This is a genomic window from Domibacillus sp. F004 (assembly GCF_057814295.1).
Genome location: NZ_JBVATB010000003.1, coordinates 74,144 through 93,773, shown reverse-complemented (window position 1 = coordinate 93,773; position 19,630 = coordinate 74,144). Strand labels below are relative to the sequence as shown.

Sequence of the window (19,630 nt, the reverse complement as noted above, 5' to 3'; positions counted from 1 at the left end):
TAATAAGATATTTATGTAAGGAGGCTTTTTAGCCAATGAGCTCAGAGCTATATGATGCCCTCACTTATCTTGAAAAAGAAAAAGGCATTGAACGAAATGTATTAATTGATGCAATAGAAGCAGCGCTTGTTTCTGCTTATAAGCGTAACTTTAATCAAGCTCAAAACGTGCGGGTAGACTTAAATCTTGAAGGCGGTTCAATACGTGTATATGCACGCAAAGAAGTCGTTGATGAAGTATTTGATTCACGGCTTGAAATTGCAGTGCCAGATGCGATACTAATTAACCCCGCTTACGAACTTGGTGATATCGTTGAATTGGAAGTGACACCAAAAGATTTTGGCCGTATTGCAGCGCAGGCAGCAAAGCAAGTCGTTACGCAGCGCGTACGTGAAGCAGAACGCGGCATTATTTATTCTGAATTTATCGACCGCGAAGAAGATATTATGACGGGGATTGTGCAAAGACAGGATGCCCGCTTTATTTATGTCAGCCTCGGTAAAATTGAAGCGCTTTTGCCGCAGTCAGAGCAAATGCCGAATGAAACATATAAACCGCATGATCGGATTAAAGTATTTATTACAAAAGTAGAACGGACGACAAAAGGGCCGCAAATTTTTGTATCACGTACACATCCAGGATTGCTTAAGCGTTTATTTGAAATTGAAGTGCCAGAAATTTTCGATGGCACAGTTGAAATCCGCTCTGTTTCACGTGAAGCAGGCGATCGATCTAAAATTTCGGTGCATTCTGAAAATCCAGAAGTCGATCCAGTTGGTGCATGTGTAGGACCTAAAGGAAACCGTGTACAGGCAATCGTCAATGAATTAAAAGGTGAAAAAATTGATATTGTGAAATGGTCGGATGACCCTGTTGTATTTGTCGCAAATGCCCTTAGTCCTGCGAAAGTCATTGAAGTGACGTTTGATGAAGAAAATAAAGCAACGACCGTTATTGTTCCAGACTATCAATTGTCACTGGCCATTGGAAAACGAGGACAAAATGCACGACTTGCGGCGAAATTAACAGGTTGGAAAATAGACATTAAAAGTGAAACAGATGCACGTGAAGCCGGTATTTATCCGACTTCTAAAAATAGCGTATCCGTTGATGAAGATGACGAATTTGAACAACCAGCGTCAGATACCAACCTTGAAGATTTCTTTTCAGAAGACATCGAATAAGGAGGAACAGCGATGCCTGTACCCAAAAAAGTCCCGCTCCGCAAATGTGCGGCCACGGGTGAAATGAAACCAAAAAAAGAAATGATCCGCATCGTCCGTTCAAAAGAAGGAGAAGTGTCTGTTGATCCGACTGGCAAAAAATCAGGGCGTGGCACATATGTAACAAAATCAAAGGAAGCGGTCGAAGCGGCAAAGAAGAAAAATGTCCTCGCCCGCCAGCTTAGCGCAGAAATCCCTCCATCCGTTTATGATGAATTGCTTGATTTTATTGCAAAGGAAAAAAATTAAGATGGCTGTGAAGCCCTGGATATCATTTTTAGGACTTGCAACTCGAGCAGGTAAAATTATTTCCGGTGAAGAATTGACGGTCAAAGAAATTCAACGCGGGAATGCAAAACTAGTTATTTTATCAGAAGATGCATCGCATAATACAGAAAAGAAAATTACCGATAAGGCGCACTTTTATCGTGTACCAGTCAGACGGATACAGGACCGCTACGTACTAGGGCAGGCGATTGGAAAAGATGCTCGAGTTGTCGTTGCTGTAACAGATGCTGGTTTCGCTCAAAAGCTGCAGACGCTTATCGATGGGGAATGACAGCATTATAAATGCTAGTCATGACAAGGAGGCTATTTAAACTTGGATAATAAAACAAATAATCAACAAACAACGAATAAATCAGCAAGCCAACCAGGACAAAATCGAGGACCAGCAAAACCAAAACCGACTGGCTCTAAACCAGGTGCACAGCAAAAAACAGGCGGCGGTGCAGGCGGCGGTGCACGTGGCGGCGCTTCAAAGCCAGGCCAACGAGGAATTAACGGTGGCCCACGCGGCAAAGGCCGTTCCGGTGGACAGCGTAAAGGAACGCCAAAACCGCAGCCAGTCGTTAAAAAGAAAGAAATTCCAGAAAAAATCGTTTTTTCAGGTTCACTGACAGTAGCGGAATTAGCGAAGAAAATGAACGTCGAACCGTCGGAAGTCATTAAAAAGTTATTTATGATTGGTGTTATGGCAACAATCAATCAAGAGCTTGATAAAGATGCAATAGAACTTGTTGCAAGTGAATTTAATGTTGAAGTTGAGGAAGAAATTCTAATCGACAAAGCGGACCTTGAAACGTATTTTGAAGGAGAAGTGTCAGAAGAAGATACAATTGAGCGTCCAGCGGTTGTGACGATCATGGGCCATGTTGATCACGGTAAAACAACGCTGCTTGACTCAATTCGAAATACAAAGGTAACAGAGGGTGAAGCAGGCGGGATTACACAGCATATCGGTGCTTATCAGGCTGAAACGAACGGAAAGAAAATTACGTTCCTCGACACACCTGGACATGCAGCATTTACGACAATGCGTGCACGCGGGGCAAAAGTAACGGATATTACCATTCTTGTTGTAGCAGCAGATGACGGCGTCATGCCACAAACCGTTGAAGCGATCAACCATGCAAAAGCAGCAGAAGTGCCTATTATTGTGGCGGTTAATAAAATTGATAAGCCTGCGGCTAACCCAGATCGCGTAATGCAAGAATTAACAGAACATGGTCTTGTGCCAGAAGCATGGGGCGGTGAAACCATCTTTGTTCCGATTTCAGCGAAGCAGGGAGAAGGAATTGATACATTACTTGAAATGGTTCTTCTCGTCGCGGAAGTAGAAGAATTGAAAGCAGATCCGAAGCGTCGTGCAATGGGTACTGTTATTGAAGCGGAGCTGGATAAAGGCCGTGGTTCTGTTGCCACATTGCTCGTTCAAGATGGAACACTTAATGTTGGAGATCCAATCGTAGTCGGAAATACATTTGGACGTGTACGTGCGATGGTTAATGACATTGGGCGCCGTGTGAAAACAGCTGGTCCATCAACACCAGTTGAAATTACAGGCTTGAATGATGTACCACTCGCGGGAGACCGTTTCGTGGTATTTGAAGATGAAAAAACAGCTCGTCAGATTGGTGAAACACGTGCACAAGAAGCACTTCAAGCGCAGCGCAGTGAAAAAACAAAAGTCAGTCTTGACAACTTATTTGAACATATGAAACAAGGGGAAATGAAAGACTTAAATATCGTCTTAAAAGCAGATGTACAAGGTTCAGTTGAAGCGGTGGCTGCTGCTCTTCAAAAAATTGAAGTGGAAGGCGTCAACGTTAAAATTATTCATACAGGCGCTGGTGCGATTACAGAATCGGATATTATTCTCGCATCAGCATCAAACGCAATTGTGATTGGATTCAACGTTCGTCCTGATGTCAATGCAAAACGTACAGCAGATGCGGAAAAAGTAGAAGTGCGCCTGCACCGTATTATTTATAAAGTCATCGAAGAAATTGAATCTGCGATGAAAGGAATGCTGGATCCAGAATTTGAAGAAAAAATTATTGGACAGGCTGAAGTGCGACAAACGTTTAAAGTATCAAAAATTGGTACGATTGCGGGCAGCTATGTAACAGAAGGCAAAATTACCCGTGATTCGGGTGTGCGCTTAATTCGTGATAGCATCGTTATTTTTGAAGGTGAAGTCGATGATTTGAAACGATTTAAAGATGATGCTAAAGAAGTTGCACAAGGTTATGAGTGCGGAATTACAATTCGTGGTTTCAATGATGTCAAAGAAGGAGATATTATTGAGGCGTTCATCGAACAGGAAATTGAGCGCAAATAACCTTTCATTTTAAGGGGTGATATACATGTCAATGCGTTCAAATCGTGTAGCAGAACAAATGAAAAAAGAATTGACGGAGATTTTAAGCCGGAAAGTGAAAGATCCACGTATCGGTTTTTTAACGGTAACAGATGTGGAGGTCACTGGCGATTTGCAGCAAGCTACTGTGTACATTACAGTGCTTGGTGGGGAAGAGGAGCGAGAAGGGACGTTAAAAGCACTGGCGAAAGCAAAGGGCTTTATCCGTTCTGAACTCGGTCAGAGAATCCGTCTCCGGAAAACACCAGAGCTTATGTTTGAGTTTGATGAATCGGTTGCATACGGCAGCCGAATTGATTCTCTTTTAAAAGAAATTGGCAATACAAATGAACCGTCCTAAGAAAAAAGACGTCATGGCAGCAGCAAACTTGATCTTGCTGTCTGTCAGACGTTTTTTTTATGAAGAAAGGAGCCCATCCAGTGAATGGAATTTTACCCTTATGGAAAGAAAAAGGCATGACATCGCATGATTGCGTTTTTAAAGTACGCAAAATATTGAAAACGAAAAAAGTCGGTCATACTGGTACGTTAGATCCTGATGTAGAAGGCGTATTGCCAATTTGCATTGGAAAAGCAACCCGACTTGCTGAATATATAACAGACAGCGGTAAAACGTACGAAGCGGAAGTGACGATTGGAATATCGACTGAAACAGAAGATGCGTCGGGTGCAGTCGTTGAATCAAAAAAAATAGATGCCTCTATCACAGAAGATCAGTTATTGCCTGTATTAAAGGAGTTAACAGGACAAATTAAACAAATTCCGCCAATGTATTCTGCTGTCAAAGTAAATGGCAGACGTCTATATGAATATGCACGTGCAGGAGAAATCGTGGAGCGGCCATCAAGGACCGTAACGATTGATCAAATAGAGTTAATAAGCGACATTGTGCAAGATGACGCAACAGTGCGGTTTTCTATTCGGATCATCTGCGGAAAAGGTACGTACATCCGAACATTGGCGGTTATGATTGGTGAGAAACTTAGTTATCCCGCGCATATGTCAAAGCTCGTCCGCACAAGTTCAGGGGGCTTTTACGAGAAAGACTGTGTCACACTGGAAGAGCTTTCCTTACGTAAGCCAACAGAGGTGCTGAAGCCGGTTGAAATCGCGGTTTCTCATTTGCCGAAGTGGAATGTATTTGATAAAGTAGCAGTAACCATAAAAAACGGTGCTGTACTGCCGGTACCTGCTGACTGGCCTGAGGGAGAAAAGGAAGCGGCGGTTTACTTAAATAATGAACTTCTTGCTATTTACCAGATTCATCCAGAAAAAGAAGGGAAAATAAAACCGGTCAAAGTAATGCGAGACTGAAAGAAAGACAGGTGTTAACCTATGGAAGTTATTATGCTTCATCATCCGCATAAAAAAAAGAAAGACGAGTTTAAACCCATGGCGCTTGCACTCGGTTTTTTTGACGGTGTACATAAAGGTCATCAACAAGTCATTACGGCAGCAAAACAAATTGCTATTGAGAATGAATGGAAAAGTGCCGTCATGACGTTTGATCCACATCCGTCTCTTGTACTTGGCAATAAACATACGCATATTCGTCATATTACACCGTTAGCAGAAAAAAAACGGCTTCTTGAAGAAATAGGTATTGATTATTTATTTATTGTCCGATTTACATCTGACTTTGCTGCACTTGAGCCACAGCAATTTGTGGATGAGTTTATTATCGGGCTGAATGTACAGCATGTTGTCGCAGGTTTTGATTATACATATGGCCATCTTGCCAAAGGAACAATGGAAACAATGCAATTTCATTCACGTGGTCAGTTTACTTACACTGGGGTGGATAAACTTGATTATGAAAAAGAAAAAATAAGTTCTACAAAAGTACGGGAACTTTTGTCAAAGGGTCTCGTACGTGATGCATCCGATTTATTAGGACGACCTTATCGTATGCGAGGAACGGTCATTCATGGCGATAAGCGCGGACGTAAAATGGGCTTTCCAACTGCGAATATTGAACCGGATGATTCCTACTTTTTGCCCCTTACAGGTGTATATGCAGTGAAAATGAATGTGCAAAATGAATGGTATGAAGGGGTATGCAATGTGGGATTCAGACCAACATTTAAAAGTCCAGATAAGCCTGTTTTATCGATTGAAGTGCATATGTTTCACTATAATGGAGATATTTATGGAGAAGAAGTCGACGTGGACTGGCATATTCGTTTACGTGGAGAACAAAAGTTTAATGGTATGGACGAGTTGTCAGCGCAAATTGAAAAAGATAAACAGGCAGCTATTCGTTTCTTTGATCGTAAACGGCTTGACGAACAGTTTTAAATTTCGTATAATATACCGTGATTAACATTTCGAACCGCTGCTTGGCATCGCGAGTCTCCAACGTATGCTAGGCTGACGGGGATGAAACAAACTAAAGGAGGAAACAAAATAATGGCATTATCACAAGAACGTAAAAACGAACTAATTCAGGAGTATAGAACGCACGAGTCTGATACAGGATCTCCAGAAGTGCAAATTGCTGTATTAACTGAACAAATCAACACGTTGAATGATCATTTACGTACACATAAAAAAGACCATCATTCACGTCGAGGTCTTTTAAAAATGGTCGGCCGTCGTCGTAACTTGCTTTCATACCTTCGTAACAAGGATGTTGCACGTTACCGCGAACTGATCCAAAAACTCGGCTTGCGCCGATAATTCACAAAAAAGCGGGATTCTTCCCGCTTTTTTGTTAGGGAAAAAATATGATGTTAAAATAAAAGAGGTGCAACTATATGGAGCAAGGAAAACAAATATTTTCCATCGAATGGGCAGGGCATGAGCTAACTGTCGAAGTAGGGCAAATCGCTAAGCAGGCTAATGGTTCGGCGCTAGTACGTTATGGTGATACCGTTGTATTGAGCTCTGCAACAGCCTCAAAAGAACCGAAAGCAGTTGATTTCTTTCCATTGACTGTGAACTATGAAGAACGTCTTTATGCCGCCGGTAAAATACCAGGCGGATTTATTAAACGTGAAGGCCGTCCGAGTGAAAAAGCAACCCTTGCGAGTCGTCTAATTGACCGCCCGATTCGTCCGCTTTTCCCTGATGGATTCCGCAATGAAATTCAAGTTATCAGTATAGTCATGAGTGTCGATCAAAATTGTTCTTCTGAAATAGCGGCGATGTTTGCATCCTCTCTTGCGCTCTCAGTATCAGATATTCCGTTTGAAGGTCCAATTGCGGGAGTACAGGTCGGGCGCATTAATGGTGAATTTATTATTAATCCATCGGTCGAACAGGCAGAAGAGAGTGATATTGATTTAACGGTTGCTGGTACGAAAGAAGCGATCAACATGGTTGAAGCAGGTGCAGATGAAGTGCCTGAAGAAGTCATGCTTGAAGCGATCATGTTTGGCCACGAAGAAATCAAACGTCTTATCGCTTTCCAAGAAGAAATTGTTGCGAAATGCGGTAAGGAAAAACAAGAAGTTGTTCTTTATGAAAATGATCAAGCACTTGAAGCGAAAATACGCACTTTGTGTGAGAGTGAGATGATTCAAGCCATTCAAACGGTTGAAAAACATGCGCGTGAGGAAGCAATTAAAAAAGTGAAAGACGCAGTGAAATCAACACTTGAAGAAGAAGGCGAAGAAGAGTCAATTCGAGAAGCTTCTGAAATTTTGGGTAAAATTGTAAAAGAAGAAGTGCGGCGTCTCATCACTGTTGAAAAAATTCGTCCGGATGGCCGTAAGATCAATGAAATCCGTCCGCTTGCGTCGGAAACAGCATTGCTTCCACGGACACACGGTTCTGCCATGTTTACACGTGGACAAACACAAGTGCTCAGCATTGCAACTCTTGGTGCGCTCGGTGACGTTCAAATATTGGATGGCCTTGGTGTAGAAGAGTCAAAACGATTTATGCATCATTACAATTTCCCTTCTTTCAGCGTTGGAGAAACGCGTCCGCTTCGTGCCCCTGGGCGTCGTGAAATCGGTCATGGTGCACTTGGGGAACGAGCGTTATACCCAATCATTCCAGACGAAAAAGACTTCCCTTACACCATTCGTGTCGTGTCGGAAGTGCTTGAATCAAATGGTTCATCCTCACAGGCAAGCATCTGTGCAAGCACAATGGCTATGATGGATGCGGGAGTACCGATTAAAGCACCGGTTGCTGGTATTGCAATGGGTCTTGTTAAGTCAGGTGAACATTATACGGTCCTCTCTGACATTCAAGGTATGGAAGATCATCTTGGCGACATGGACTTTAAAGTAGCAGGTACAGCAAAAGGTATAACAGCACTTCAAATGGACATTAAAATTGATGGATTAAGCCGTCAAATTTTGGAGGAAGCATTGCAGCAGGCGAAAGAAGGCAGAATGTATATTTTAGAACATATGCTATCTGTAATCGACACGCCGCGTACGGAATTGTCTGCGTATGCACCGAAAATTATGACGATGACGATTAATCCGGATAAAATTCGTGACGTTATTGGACCAAGCGGTAAACAGATCAATAAAATCATTGAAGAAACGGGCGTTAAAATCGATATTGAACAAGATGGAACTGTCTTTATTTCATCCATCAATCAAGAAGATAATGAGCGCGCGAAAAAAATCATTGAAGATATCGTTCGTGAAGTTCAAGTAGGCGAACTTTATATGGGGAAAGTAAAACGAATTGAAAAATTCGGTACATTTGTTGAATTGTTTAAAGGAAAAGATGGACTTGTTCATATATCTGAACTGGCTGAAGAACGTGTTGGCAAAGTAGAGGATGTCGTAAAAATGGGCGATCAATTCCTTGTAAAAGTGATCGGTGTTGATAATCAAGGCCGTGTCAATGTATCACGTAAAGCCGTTTTGAAAGAGCAAAGAGAAAAAGAAGAAGCAGCAAAACAATCTTAATTATAAAGAAAGCGTCGCTCTCTTTTGAGAGAGGCGTTTTCTTTATGGAATAAATGTGTGACCTATGATAATGTTGGTTATTGAAACAGACATCAAGATGAAACAGATATTTAGGAGGAATAGATTACGTTGATAAAACGATTTACATGCAACAATGGTGTGACGATTGTAACAGAAGAACTTTCAACTGTCCGCTCAGCTGCGATTGGAATTTGGATTGCGACAGGCTCGCGCAATGAGTCTTCTCAATTAAATGGGGTATCTCATTTTATTGAACACATGTTTTTTAAAGGCACGAAAAATTTAAGTGCCAAAGAAATTGCTGAAAGTTTTGACAGTATAGGCGGACAAGTAAATGCTTTTACGTCAAAAGAATACACGTGTTATTATGCAAAAGTACTTGATAATCATGCAGATCGTGCACTCGATGTACTGGCTGATATGTTTTTTAATTCAACATTTGCAGAAGAAGAAATGGAAAAAGAGAAAAATGTGATATATGAAGAAATTAAAATGTATGAAGATGCACCAGACGATATTGTTCATGACTTATTGAGCAGTGCCGCATACGGTGACCATCCGCTGGGTCTGCCTATTTTAGGTAAAGAAGAAACTCTTTCTTCTTTTACACGAGAGACATTGAAAGAATATATATATAACATGTACACACCGGATCGGGTTGTTATCTCCATTGCCGGTAATATTGATGAAAACATTGTCCGAAAAGCAGAGACACTCTTTGGTTCGTATACGGGGGGCAAGGCAACTGAATTGGAAACAGTCTCTCATTTTTATTACGAGAAAAAAGCGCGTGCAAAAGAAACAGAGCAGGCACATTTATGTCTCGGCTATGAAGGACTACCTATCGGAAATGAAGATATTTACAATCTAATTGTTATGAATAATATTATCGGCGGCAGCATGTCGAGCCGCTTGTTCCAAGAGGTACGGGAAGAACGAGGTCTTGCATATTCTGTTTACTCGTATCATTCCTCTTATAAAGATACAGGTCTAATTACTTTTTATGGTGGAACAGGTGCTGAGCAGCTTGATGAATTATATGAGACGATACAAAACTCAATTCATCTCGTAAAAACGGAAGGATTGACGGAAAAAGAATTGCATAACAGTAAAGAACAGCTCAAAGGCAGCTTAATGTTAAGCTTGGAAAGCACAAATAGCCGGATGAGCCGCAACGGGAAAAATGAACTTCTTTTAAAACGTCACCGTTCATTGGATGAAATTGTCTCACTCATTGATGGTGTAACAAAAGAACGGATCGATGAACTCGCAAAACAATTATTTGATAAACCATTTTCTGCGTCCTTAATCAGTCCGGACGGCAAATGGCCAAAAACAGCTGTCAATTGAATCCGCCTTTTGCGGGTTCTTTTTTTATCGGCAGTAAAATGGCACAGCAAAATAAACACTTCATACAATAAAAAGAATACGTCAAAGATGGAGGAGATGAAGATGAACGCCGTTTTGTTTGGTGGGGATGCAAGACAATTGGAAATAAGCCGTATTCTTGTTCAGCATGGGTATAATGTATCGATGATAGGGTTTGAACAAATAGAGATAGCAGACAATGTGAAAAAAATAAAAACGGATGATTTGCACGATCTATCCATTGACTTATTCGTTTTACCAGTATCAGGCGTAAAGGAAAATGGAGAAGTTGAGGCAACGTATGCAAACGAACCGCTTTTTTTTACAAAAGAAATCGCAGACAAAATACCAGAATCGTGTGCAGTCATGAGCGGTATAAAAACAGCTGCGCTTAAGCAAATAATCCAACGTGAAATCATTTTTTTATTTGAACGTGAAGATGCAGCGATTCATAATTCGATTCCAACGGCTGAAGGAACGCTTATGATCGCTATGGAGCAAACACCATTTACCATTCATCAATCCAAGGTTTTGGTGGTGGGATTTGGACGGGTTGGGATGACGACAGCACGTTTGTTTCATCAAGTCGGAGCAATTGTCTCAACAGCTGTGAGAGAAACGGGTAAATTTGCCCGCGCATTAGAAATGGGGCTTAATCCGTTTTATATGGAGGACCTTCTCGAGCAGGCAAGTCAGGTGGATATCATTATTAATACAGTACCAGCCCTTTTATTGACAGATGAAGTGATTTGGAAGATGAAAAAATCAGCAATTATTATTGATCTTGCTTCCATGCCAGGTGGAACGGATTTCAAAGCAGCAGAGGCAGCTGGTATTCAAGCCATTCATGCGCTAGGTCTGCCGGGGAAAACGGCGCCGGAAACAGCAGGTAAAATAATTGGGCAGGTCATTGTCAATGCTGCCAGTGAATGGAAAATCGAAAGGGGACTGTAAACAGTGGAATCGCCTTTAGCAGGACGCCGAATAGGATTTGGAGTAACAGGATCTCACTGTACATTTGAAGAGATAGTACCGGTTGTGAAAAAATTAGTTGAACTTGGTGCCCATGTTGTTCCGGTAGCGACGGCTACTGTTCAAAAAGAAGCGAGCCGTTTCGGTTCAGCAGGTGAATGGCTGCAAAAGATAGAGGAAGAAGCAGGTCGAAAAGCGATCGTCACGATTCAAGATGCAGAACCGCTTGGGCCAAAGGAACCGCTTGACTGCATGGTCATTGCACCGATGACAGGCAGTACCCTTAGCCGGTTTGCTAATGCCAATACGGATTCACCGGTCCTTATGGCAGCGAAAGCAACACTTCGTAATGGAGGGCCGATCGTTGTGGCAGTTTCGACAAACGATGGACTTGGCTTAAACAGCCACAATATTGCTAAGTTGTTAACAACAAAAAATATTTATTTCGTTCCATTTGGACAGGATGATCCAATAAAAAAACCAAACTCGCTCGTTGCTAAAATGGATCTCGTTCCAGAAACAGTTGCCGCTGCTATCAATAACCGTCAAATTCAGCCACTGCTAAGATAAAATATGCGCAATTCCCCTGAAAAAACTCGTCTTTTTTACGAACAAATGATTTTCTTCTTTTATTCATCCTTTATTGTGTTAAAATAATGCTATTAAAAGTATCGAAATACTTTTTCACGATATGCTACTATTCGACAACGTATTTTATACGTAAAATGAATCACTTATTCTGGAAGGGGAAGATTTACATGAGTAACAAAGGTTTTCACGTAGCCGTCGTCGGTGCGACGGGGGCGGTCGGGCAACAAATGTTAAAAACACTGGAAGAGCGTGATTTTCCAATAAAATCATTGACGCTACTTTCATCCGCCCGTTCAGCGGGAAAAACCGTTTCTTTTAGAGGCGAAGATATAATGGTACAGGAAGCGAAACCAGAAAGCTTTGACGGAATCGATATCGCGTTGTTTTCAGCAGGCGGCAGTGTCTCAAAAGAGCTCGCTCCTGAAGCAGCAAAACGCGGCGCTGTTGTCATTGATAATACGAGCGCGTTCCGCATGGATCCGGAAGTTCCACTTGTTGTACCAGAAGTAAATAAAGAAGATTTGCGTAATCATAAAGGAATTATCGCCAATCCAAACTGCTCGACGATTCAAATGCTTGTGGCACTTGAGCCCATTCGTGCAGCATATGGATTGAAAAAAGTCATTGTATCAACGTATCAGGCGGTGTCGGGTGCGGGTGCACAGGCGGTAGAAGAGCTTTATAATCAGACGAAAGCAATTGTTAATAAAGAATCGTTTGAACCAAAAATTTTGCCAGTTGGCAGCGATAAAAAACATTATCAAATCGCATTCAATGCGATTCCACAAATCGATAAATTTGAAGAAAATGGCTTTACATTTGAAGAAATGAAAATGATGAATGAAACGAAAAAAATTATGCACATGAATGATCTGCCAGTTGCAGCGACTTGTGTTCGTTTGCCTGTGGCTGTAGGCCATTCTGAATCACTTTATTTTGAAACAGAAAAAGGTGCGCTTACAGCATCCGATATACAAGAGTTGTTAAAGGATGCTCCAGGAGTTGTCCTTCAAGATAATCCGGCTGAACAAGTATATCCAATGCCGGCAGACTGTGTTGGTAAAAATGAAGTGTTTGTTGGACGCATCCGCAAAGATCTTGATACGGATAACGGTTTTCATATGTGGGTTGTTTCTGATAATTTGTTAAAAGGAGCAGCATGGAATTCTGTGCAGATCGCTGAAACATTGATTGACATGGGAATTGTCACAGAAAAATAAAGTGAAACGTTATTGAGTAAGGATCAATTCGGACTGCTTGATAAAGGAAAAAATCAGATAAAAAGCGCCGCGTCCTGCGGCAATACCTGAGAGACCGGGATCACATACAGGACCGGACCCAATCGGGCGTTTTCGAACAGTTGCCTAATCTCATCTTACATCGCTTTTTTCTTTTTGATGTTTGAAAGAGAAAAGGGTTTACTGTTCGTTAATGCGGGATAAACGGCCGCCATTCTTCATGAAAAGGCCAGGTGTTCACATGAAAATCATCATTCAGAAATTTGGCGGTACGTCTGTGCGGGATGAACAGTCAAGAATCAGTGCCCTCAACCACGTACAGCGTGCCGTTCGTGAAGGATATAAAGTCATTGTCGTTGTATCTGCCATGGGACGAAAAGGCGATCCGTATGCAACGGATACATTATTAGCGCTTACAGGCGGCGGAGAAAGTATGTTGAGTAGAAGAGAAACTGATCTTCTATTATCTACTGGTGAACTGATTTCCAGCCTCGTTTTCTCAAACATGCTAAAGGAAAATGGATTTCAATCAATAGCGTTGACAGGCGGGCAGGCGGGAATTATTACAGATCATGATTATATGAATGCCAAAATTATTGAAATGAATTGCACGCGTCTGTTAAAAGAACTGGAAGCGAACGATGTGATTGTTGTGGCAGGTTTTCAAGGAACGTCAAAATTTGGTGAAGTGACTACGCTTGGACGGGGCGGCAGTGATACATCTGCCGCTGCTTTAGGCGCTGCAGTACATGCTGAGTTTATCGATATCTTTACAGACGTGAACGGGATTATGACAGCGGATCCACGCATTGTACAGCATGCACGGCCGCTTTCTATCGTGACATATACAGAAGTATGTAACATGGCCTACCAGGGAGCAAAAGTCATTCACCCGCGTGCAGTGGAGATTGCGATGCAGGCAGAAGTGCCGCTCCGCATCCGATCGACTTATTCAGAAGAACCGGGGACGCTTGTTACCTCTGCATCGGACGACGATCGTGGCTTTGATACCCGTGATCGTCTCGTCACGGGTATTGCTCATGTAACAGATATTACCCGTATTAGTGTTCAGACAACGAATCAGTCTCATATTTTTCAACTGATGGCGGCTGAAGATATCAGCGTTGATTTTATTAATATATCAAAAGACCGTGTCACATACACTGTGACAGATGCAAATGCCAATCGTGCACAGCAAAAGCTGATCGGTAATGGGTACGAACCGTTCATGGAGCCGGATTGTGCAAAAGTGTCTGTCGTTGGTGCAGGTATGACAGGCGTACCAGGTGTAACGTCTAAAATCGTCACAGCGCTATCAGAAAAAAACATTAGCATTATGCAGTCAGCTGACAGCTACACAACAATCTGGGTACTTATAAAAGAAGATCAGATGCCAGCGGCTGTTAACGCACTGCATGATGCATTCTTACTTCAAAACAATAAATCAACAGGCTGAATAATATTAGGAGGCCCGGGAATACAGGAGGCGAATGCGTATGGTTACTTTCGGCCGGTTGTCAACGGCGATCGTTACGCCGTTTGATTCAAAAGGAAACATTGATTTCAATAAAACGACCCAACTGATTGAATATTTAATTCAAAATGGAACAGACTCGCTTGTTATAGCAGGAACGACTGGTGAATCACCAACGCTGACAGCAGAAGAAAAAATAGCGCTTTTCCGTCATGCAGTAAAAGTAGTGGCGGGGCGCATTCCCGTTATTGCTGGTACAGGCAGCAATAACACGAGGGCATCCATTGAACTAACCAAAAAAGCGGAGGCAGAAGGCGTAGATGCCATTATGCTTGTTGCGCCCTATTATAATAAACCGAATCAAGAAGGACTTTTTCAGCATTTCAAAACCATTGCTGAATCGACAAGCCTCCCGGTTATGATCTATAACATTCCGGGCCGTACATCCATTTTAATCGAACCAAAAACAACAATCCGTCTTGCTAAAGAAGTGCCAAATATTGTGTCAACAAAAGAAGCAAGCGGCAATATCGATATCATTACGGAAATTATTGCGAATACATCAGATGATTTTCTAGTTTACAGCGGTGATGATGGTTTGACACTTCCTGTTTTGTCTGTCGGAGGTACAGGCATCGTTTCAGTAGCGTCGCACGTAGTTGGAAATGAAATGAAGGAAATGATCAATGCATTTTATGCAGGAGACATTCAAAAAGCTGCTAAAATACATCAAGCGCTTCTTCCGCTTTTCCGCGGATTGTTTGCGGCACCAAATCCGGTGCCAGTTAAAACAGCCTTACAGCTAAAAGGTTTGGATGTCGGCGGCGTTCGCCTGCCGCTCATTCCATTGACAGAAGAAGAACGGACAGCATTATCGACATTGCTTTAAAAGGTGGCCGGTTTTTGCAGAATCATTCTGCGGAAGCCGGCTTTTCCTTTTACATACGGAGGATTGTATTGGCTTTACTTTTCTTCATCGATTATAATAGACGTAACGTGTTGTAGATCGGGTTTGTTAAATGTTTAGGAGGAAATAAAAGTGAGCAAGAAAATAAATGAATTAATTAAAGTCATTCCACTCGGAGGAGTTGGAGAAATCGGTAAAAACATGACGGTTGTGGAAGTGGATCAAGATATTTTTGTGATTGACTCAGGACTCATGTTTCCGGAAAATGAAATGCTGGGGATTGATATCGTTATTCCAGACATTACGTATTTAGAAGAAAATAAAGACCGGATTAAAGGGATCTTTTTAACACATGGACATGAAGACTCTCTTGGATCACTGGGGTATGTATTAAAAAAAGTGAAAGCGCCTGTATACGGAACGAAATTGACACTAGCGCTTGCAAAAATGCGTCTACGCGAAGAAAATATAAAAGAAGATGTAAAGTTCTATACGGTACATTCTGAATCACGCCTTCGTTTCGATCATTCAGAAGTTACATTTTTCCGGACGACGCATAGTATTCCAGATTCAGTTGGCGTGGCAATCCATACATCTGAAGGAGCAATTGTTCACACAGGTGAATTTAAATTTGATCAGAGTGCAAAAGGACATTACGCACCAGATATCGGCAAAATGGCGACACTCGGCAAAAATGGTGTTTTTGCGTTGTTATCTGATTCAACAGAAGCAGAACGTCCGGGTTACACGACATCAGAAGCAGTTGTTGAAGCTCAGTTGTCTGATGCGTTTCATTCAACAAACGGGCGTATTATCGTATCGTTATTTGCATCGAATTTAATTCGTATGCAGCAAGTATTTGATGCGGCTTATGAACATGGTCGTAAAGTAGCAGTAAGCGGCAAAAGTATTCAGCGTGTAAACGATATTGCGATTCGTCTTGGTTATCTGCAAGTTGAAGAGGACATCTTAATTAATTTAAATGAAATTGGTAAATACCCGGATCATCAAGTCGTTATTCTTGCGACAGGCGTACAAGGTGAACCTATTGAAGCACTGCAAAAAATGGCAAAAGGAACAAACCGACATGTGAAAATTAAAGAAGGCGATATGGTCCTTATTACAGCAACACCGTCTGCGGGTCTTGAAATTCTTTTAGCAAAAACAGTGAATTTATTGTATCGTGCGGGAGCGAATGTACTAACGGGCAGCCGTCGTGTTCATGTATCTGGCCATGGTTCACAGGAAGACTTAAAATTTATGTTAAACTTAATGAAGCCAAAATATTTTATTCCGATTCAAGGGGAATATCGCATGTTAAAATCGCATGCGAAACTGGCTGAAATGACGGGTGTACCGCATGAAAACATTTATATCCCTGAAAAAGGCGACGTCATTGAATTTAAAGAAGGTCGGATGCGGCCAGCTGGAAGAGTAACAGCAGGAAATGTTCTTATTGATGGGATCGGTGTGGGTGATGTTGGCAATATTGTGCTACGTGACAGAAAATTGCTTTCGCAAGATGGAATTTTCACGGTTGTCATTACACTCAGTAAAAAGCAGAAAAAAATTGTGGCGGGCCCAGAGATCATTTCACGCGGATTTGTATACGTCCGTGAATCAGAAAAATTAATTGATGATTCAGTGAAGCTTGTGACGAATATTGTTGAACAAAACTTGGCTGGTGAGTCGTTTGAATGGTCAGGTATTAAGCAGGATATTCGTGATCAATTGAATTCATTCTTACATGAGAAAACGAAGCGTCGTCCAATGATTCTGCCGATTATTATGGAAGTATAATCGCTCGTATGTTCGATTTCGTTAAATATGATATAATTGGAAAGCAGCCCACAATTGGCTGCTTTCGATTGTTTAAAGAACAAAAATAAGGGTGATAGAATTGGCACACAAAAAACGAAAAAAACCGGCACACCGAACGAATAAGGAAAAAGAACGAATGCAATCATTAAAGCTTCAGGTGGCGGGTGCTATTATACTCGCAATCTGTATGGTTGGAATTGTTGGCACCGGAATGGCAGGCAAAATTGTGACACAAGCGGCCACTTTTTTCTTTGGTAGTCTGTATATAATGGGATTAATCGGTCTTGCTGGAATGGCCCTTTATATGATGATTAAACGACAGCGTCCTCCTTTATGGAAACGAAATATTGCCGGCATTTTATTGATTATCGCAAGTATTCTCGTTTTTTTGCATATACGCTTATTTGGTGCACTAGCAGACGGAACAAATTATTTAGCTGAAACATGGTTTTTGTATAAAGAAAGCATTACGTATAACGAAGCAGTCGATATAGGTGGCGGTATGATCGGCGGCACACTATTCTCGTTTTTTTACTTTTTGTTTGGTCGTCCAGGAACATGGATTTTTGCCCTTATCTTATTCTTTGCTGGTATTTTGATGATCGGCGGCAAGCCGCTTATTCAAAAAATAGGGCATAGTGTTGTATTATTTGGTCAAAAAATGAAACAAGTATGGTATGGATGGCAAGAAAAAATAAACGACAGAAGAAAAGAGAAGAGCCGTGTCCATATAGAAACGAAAGAGTCAAAAGAAATAATAAAACCTAATCCCGAATTCCACGGAGTTGTAAGTGAACCCGAGCCAGTTATTTCTAGTTTTGTTGAAAAAGCGTCCGATGCTGAGCAGCCTGTTCCAGGGAAGCCTATACAGGAGGAAAAAGAACTAGAAGAAGCGGTTATATCGTTTGCAGAAGAAGAAAACAAAGACTATAAATTACCACCTGCTTCGATTTTGAAACAGCCTCAACAAGTAGACCAAAGCAATGAAAAGAAACGTATTCAAAAAAATGTACAAAAGCTAGAGAAAACATTTCAAAGCTTTGGTGTCAAAGCAAAAGTTACACAGGTGCATCTTGGCCCGGCAGTCACAAAATATGAAGTGCATCCTGATACAGGTGTGAAAGTAAGCAAAATTGTCAGTTTAACAGACGACTTGGCACTGGCGCTTGCTGCGAAAGATATTAGGATGGAAGCACCGATTCCAGGGAAATCGGCAATCGGCATTGAGGTGCCAAATGCGGAAGTCGCCATGGTCAGTTTCCGAGAAGTAGTTGAGGCAAGACAAAATGAAAAGTCTGACTCGAAGTTGCTTGTAGCTCTGGGACGTGATATCACGGGCGAAGCGATTGGAGCAGAATTGAATAAAATGCCGCATTTACTCGTAGCGGGTGCCACTGGAAGTGGGAAAAGTGTATGTATTAATGGCATTATTACAAGTATTTTAATGCGTGCCAAACCCCATGAAGTTAAATTGATGATGATTGACCCTAAAATGGTGGAATTAAATGTGTATAATGGCGTGCCGCATCTGTTGGCACCAGTTGTAACAGATCCCAAAAAAGCATCGCAAGCATTGAAAAAAGTAGTTGGAGAGATGGAAAGGCGCTACGATTTATTTTCCCATACAGGTACGCGCAATATTGAAGGCTATAATGGACATGTGACAAAACATAATTTAGAAACTGGTGAAAAACAGCCCCAGTTGCCGTACATTGTAGTCATTGTCGATGAGCTTGCAGACTTAATGATGGTGGCCTCCAATGATGTGGAAGATTCAATTATCAGGCTCGCACAAATGGCACGGGCTGCTGGTATTCATCTTATTATTGCAACACAGCGTCCATCTGTAGATGTTATTACAGGAATCATTAAAGCAAACATTCCATCACGTATCGCTTTTTCGGTGTCATCAGCCATTGATTCACGGACGATTCTTGATATGGGCGGGGCAGAGAAATTGCTTGGCCGCGGTGATATGCTTTTTTACCCGACTGGTGCCGTGAAACCAGTTCGAGTGCAAGGTGCTTTTTTATCGGATGAAGAAGTAGAAGATATCGTGGACTTTGTTATTTCTCAGCAAAAAGCGCAGTACCAAGAAGAAATGATTCCAGATGATATCCCGGAAACAACGGCACAGTCAGAAGATGAGTTATATGATGATGCTGTACAGCTCATATCTGAAATGCAGACAGCGTCTGTTTCGATGTTGCAGCGCCGCTTTCGGATAGGCTATAGTCGTGCAGCACGTCTAATTGATGAAATGGAAATGCGCGGTATTATAGGTCCATATGAAGGAAGTAAGCCACGGACTGTGCTTATTCCAAAACCATCTGATGAAATGGTGTAAAAAGAACAGCCTTATTTAGGAAAAATAAGCAGTTATGACGAATATTGTCTTTTCAAGTCGGGAAAGAAATGATATATTAAGGTAAAATGAACGTAGATGTTAAACTTCAGAGGTCTGATGTCTGAAAGA

17 protein-coding genes are annotated in these 19,630 nt (G+C 41.7%); all 17 read left to right on the top strand.

Annotated features, from left to right (window positions below; all coding sequences use genetic code 11):
* Positions 1–35 precede the first annotated feature (35 nt).
* Positions 36–1,184, top strand: a complete 1,149-nt coding sequence (gene nusA / locus ACZYRN_RS09035; protein ID WP_488911220.1) for a transcription termination factor NusA — start codon at positions 36–38, stop codon at positions 1,182–1,184.
* 12 nt (positions 1,185–1,196) lie between these two features.
* Positions 1,197–1,472 carry an RNase P modulator RnpM gene (gene rnpM, locus ACZYRN_RS09030; RefSeq protein WP_488911219.1) on the top strand — a complete coding sequence of 92 codons (276 nt, stop codon included), beginning with the start codon at positions 1,197–1,199 and terminating at the stop codon, positions 1,470–1,472.
* Between the two features lies 1 nt (position 1,473).
* Positions 1,474–1,782, top strand: a complete 309-nt coding sequence (locus ACZYRN_RS09025; RefSeq protein WP_488911218.1) for a YlxQ family RNA-binding protein — start codon at positions 1,474–1,476, stop codon at positions 1,780–1,782.
* A gap of 42 nt (positions 1,783–1,824) precedes the next feature.
* Positions 1,825–3,846 (top strand): translation initiation factor IF-2, encoded by a 2,022-nt coding sequence (gene infB, locus ACZYRN_RS09020; RefSeq protein WP_488911216.1) that lies wholly within the window; start codon positions 1,825–1,827, stop codon positions 3,844–3,846.
* Positions 3,847–3,871: 25 nt separating this feature from the next.
* The gene (rbfA, locus tag ACZYRN_RS09015) at positions 3,872–4,225 is read left to right on the top strand and encodes a 30S ribosome-binding factor RbfA (protein ID WP_488911215.1); all 354 of its coding nucleotides are present in this window, start codon (positions 3,872–3,874) and stop codon (positions 4,223–4,225) included.
* Between the two features lie 80 nt (positions 4,226–4,305).
* Positions 4,306–5,199, top strand: a complete 894-nt coding sequence (gene truB / locus ACZYRN_RS09010; protein ID WP_488911214.1) for a tRNA pseudouridine(55) synthase TruB — start codon at positions 4,306–4,308, stop codon at positions 5,197–5,199.
* Positions 5,200–5,220: 21 nt separating this feature from the next.
* Positions 5,221–6,183 (top strand): bifunctional riboflavin kinase/FAD synthetase, encoded by a 963-nt coding sequence (gene ribF, locus ACZYRN_RS09005; protein WP_488911212.1) that lies wholly within the window; start codon positions 5,221–5,223, stop codon positions 6,181–6,183.
* 111 nt (positions 6,184–6,294) lie between these two features.
* On the top strand, positions 6,295–6,564 hold the full coding sequence (gene rpsO / locus ACZYRN_RS09000) for a 30S ribosomal protein S15 (RefSeq protein ID WP_018392393.1): 270 nt from the start codon (positions 6,295–6,297) through the stop codon (positions 6,562–6,564).
* A 77-nt stretch (positions 6,565–6,641) separates the two neighbouring features.
* The gene (pnp, locus tag ACZYRN_RS08995) at positions 6,642–8,762 is read left to right on the top strand and encodes a polyribonucleotide nucleotidyltransferase (RefSeq protein WP_488911211.1); all 2,121 of its coding nucleotides are present in this window, start codon (positions 6,642–6,644) and stop codon (positions 8,760–8,762) included.
* 129 nt (positions 8,763–8,891) lie between these two features.
* Complete coding sequence (locus tag ACZYRN_RS08990; RefSeq protein ID WP_488911210.1) at positions 8,892–10,133, top strand: M16 family metallopeptidase; 1,242 nt, start codon at positions 8,892–8,894, stop codon at positions 10,131–10,133.
* Between the two features lie 102 nt (positions 10,134–10,235).
* Positions 10,236–11,105, top strand: a complete 870-nt coding sequence (dpsA, locus tag ACZYRN_RS08985; RefSeq protein ID WP_488911209.1) for a dipicolinate synthase subunit DpsA — start codon at positions 10,236–10,238, stop codon at positions 11,103–11,105.
* Between the two features lie 3 nt (positions 11,106–11,108).
* On the top strand, positions 11,109–11,693 hold the full coding sequence (locus ACZYRN_RS08980; RefSeq protein ID WP_488911208.1) for a dipicolinate synthase subunit B: 585 nt from the start codon (positions 11,109–11,111) through the stop codon (positions 11,691–11,693).
* A 188-nt stretch (positions 11,694–11,881) separates the two neighbouring features.
* On the top strand, positions 11,882–12,934 hold the full coding sequence (asd, locus tag ACZYRN_RS08975; protein WP_488911207.1) for an aspartate-semialdehyde dehydrogenase: 1,053 nt from the start codon (positions 11,882–11,884) through the stop codon (positions 12,932–12,934).
* A 259-nt stretch (positions 12,935–13,193) separates the two neighbouring features.
* Positions 13,194–14,408 carry an aspartate kinase gene (dapG, locus tag ACZYRN_RS08970; RefSeq protein ID WP_488911206.1) on the top strand — a complete coding sequence of 405 codons (1,215 nt, stop codon included), beginning with the start codon at positions 13,194–13,196 and terminating at the stop codon, positions 14,406–14,408.
* A gap of 40 nt (positions 14,409–14,448) precedes the next feature.
* Positions 14,449–15,315, top strand: a complete 867-nt coding sequence (gene dapA, locus ACZYRN_RS08965) for a 4-hydroxy-tetrahydrodipicolinate synthase (protein ID WP_488911205.1) — start codon at positions 14,449–14,451, stop codon at positions 15,313–15,315.
* Positions 15,316–15,465: 150 nt separating this feature from the next.
* A complete protein-coding gene (locus ACZYRN_RS08960; RefSeq protein WP_488911204.1) occupies positions 15,466–17,133 on the top strand; it encodes a ribonuclease J in 1,668 nt (555 codons plus the stop codon).
* Between the two features lie 100 nt (positions 17,134–17,233).
* Positions 17,234–19,501, top strand: a complete 2,268-nt coding sequence (locus ACZYRN_RS08955; RefSeq protein ID WP_488911203.1) for an FtsK/SpoIIIE family DNA translocase — start codon at positions 17,234–17,236, stop codon at positions 19,499–19,501.
* The last annotated feature ends 129 nt before the right edge of the window (positions 19,502–19,630 follow it).